Source organism: Acidovorax sp. KPB24-07, from assembly GCF_057543315.1.
Window position 1 is genome coordinate 1 of the sequence record NZ_BAAJYS010000525.1, and the last position, 1,942, is coordinate 1,942.

2 protein-coding genes and 1 pseudogene are annotated in these 1,942 nt (G+C 71.4%); 2 read left to right on the forward strand and 1 reads right to left on the reverse strand.

The window, feature by feature from the left end; translation table 11 throughout:
- Positions 1-47: 47 nt before the first annotated feature.
- The gene (gene folK / locus AC27IQ_RS23425; RefSeq protein WP_487090987.1) at positions 48-557 is read left to right on the forward strand and encodes a 2-amino-4-hydroxy-6-hydroxymethyldihydropteridine diphosphokinase; all 510 of its coding nucleotides are present in this window, start codon (positions 48-50) and stop codon (positions 555-557) included.
- 64 nt (positions 558-621) lie between these two features.
- Here the strand turns inward: folK and AC27IQ_RS23430 are convergent, their stop codons facing one another.
- The gene (locus tag AC27IQ_RS23430; RefSeq protein ID WP_487090986.1) at positions 622-1,260 is read right to left on the reverse strand and encodes a cysteine hydrolase family protein; all 639 of its coding nucleotides are present in this window, start codon (positions 1,258-1,260) and stop codon (positions 622-624) included.
- A 122-nt stretch (positions 1,261-1,382) separates the two neighbouring features.
- On the opposite strand from AC27IQ_RS23430, the pseudogene AC27IQ_RS23435 reads away from it, so the two are divergent.
- Positions 1,383-1,942, forward strand: a pseudogene (locus AC27IQ_RS23435) (AraC family transcriptional regulator); the annotation flags it as partial.

Genomic DNA, 1,942 nt, shown 5'->3' on the forward strand with positions numbered 1-1,942 from the left:
GATGCCTCGTCCGGCCCTTCGGGCGATTGAACGGGGCAGGGCACGGTATGGCGGCGGTGTCCTTTCCGGCGGGCGGCCCAGGCACCCCGGTCTCCGCCTGGATCGGCCTGGGCGCCAACCTGGGCGATGCGCGGGCAGCGCTGCTCGGCGCGCTCGATGCCATGGCGCAATGGCCCGGCAGCCGTTTGCTGCGGGTGTCGTCGCTGTACCGCAGCGCACCGGTGGATGCCGGTGGCCCGGACTACTGGAATGCCGTGGCTGAACTGGCCACCCCGCTGGCCGCCATTGACCTGCTGCATGCCCTGCAAGCCGTCGAGCAGGCGGCCGGCCGCGAGCGCCCCTACCGCAACGCGCCGCGCACGCTGGACCTGGACATGCTTTTGTACGGCGAAGAGCGCATCGACACCCCGGAACTCACCGTGCCCCACCCGCGCATGGGCGAGCGCGCCTTCGTGCTGCAGCCCCTGGCCGAGATCGCACCCGGGCGCGTCGAGCCCGCCCGCCTGGCCGCCGTGCAGTCGCAGCGCATCGAGCGGCTCGGGCCCTTCTGGCCCTGAGCGACCCCCTTGCGCTCCGCAGGGAGCGCCGACGGGTCGGTGTTCGCCGCTACTGCACTACTGTTCAGGCGGCATCGCGCCCGCGCTGGTTCGACGAATACACATCGCCCTTCGGCAGGGCCTGGCCGGCCTGCACGGCCGCCAGCCAGTCCCGGGTGGTCGCCACCGCCGCGAAGTTGCTGTGGAACACCACGCTGAACACGCGGTGGATTTCCTCGGCGCTCACGCGGCCGGCCGCATTGGCATAAGGCAGGGCGCCGCTGGCATCGCTCAGGAACTCCACGGCCAAACCCCGGTGCGCGGCCTCGAACACCGTGCTGGCGTCGCAGTTGTGCGTCATGTAGCCCACCACGGTCAGCGTGTCGATGCCGCGGGCAGCCAGCCAGTCGGCCAGGTCGGTGTTCGCAAAGACGCTGGCGAGCTGTTTTTCGATGCGGTGGTCGGCAGGCCGGCGTGCCACTTCCGGGTGCAGTTGCCAGCGGTCCGTGGCCTTGTCGAACACGGGCGCGCCCGTGGGCGCGGTGTGCTGCACCACCACCACCGGCACGCCGGCGGCCTGAGCGGCGTCCATGGCGCGGGCGATGTTGGGCAGTGTGTCGGCCACCGGCGGGTATTCGATGGGCAGGTTGCCGCCTGCGAAGTACTCGTTCTGCACGTCGATGACGACCAGGGCGCGGCGGGGAGTGGTGGGGGTGGAGGGCATTCTCGAAGTCCTTTCGAAGGGGGGGGTGCCTGAAGCGGCGGAAGGGTCGGAGGTGATTGTTCGCTTTCCGCGCTATCGCTGAAAGTGGCTGGATCGACACCGATCGATAGAATTGGGCCATCATGCGCACCGTCTCCCAGTCCGCCCCCGACACCGTGGCCGTCGTGGCCTTCGACGGCATCAGCCCCTTTCATCTTTCGGTGCCCTGCCTGGTGTTCGGCGAGGACCGCACGGCGCAAGGCGCACCGCGCTACCGGCTGCGGGTGTGCGGCGTGGCGCCCGGCCCGATGCGCACGTCCGCCGGGTTCGGCATCGACGTGGCGCACAGCCTTGCGGTGCTGCGGCGCGCGCAGATCGTCGTGGTGCCGTCCTGGCACGAGAACCTGGCTCCCGCGCCTCCCGAACTGCTCGCGGCGCTGGTGGGCCGCGCACCGCCGGGGCGCGCGCATCGTGGGCCTGTGCCTGGGGGCGTTCGTACTGGCCGAGGCGGGGCTGCTCGACGGCCGCGCCGCCACGACCCACTGGGCGCTGGCGCAGGCGTTCGCGCAGCGTTACCCGCAGGTGGCGCTTCGGCCCGAGGTGCTGTATGTGGAAGATGGCACGGTGCTGACCTCGGCCGGCACCGCCGCGGGCATCGACTGCTGCCTGCACCTGCTGCGCCAGCAGCACGGTGCCGAGGCCG

Bases quoted from the DNA above. Each gene is read 5' to 3' on its own strand.
- folK (WP_487090987.1), top strand. From the start codon at position 48: ATGGCGGCGGTGTCCTTTCCGGCGGGCGGCCCAGGCACCCCGGTCTCC.
- AC27IQ_RS23430 (WP_487090986.1), bottom strand. From the start codon at position 1,260: ATGCCCTCCACCCCCACCACTCCCCGCCGCGCCCTGGTCGTCATCGAC.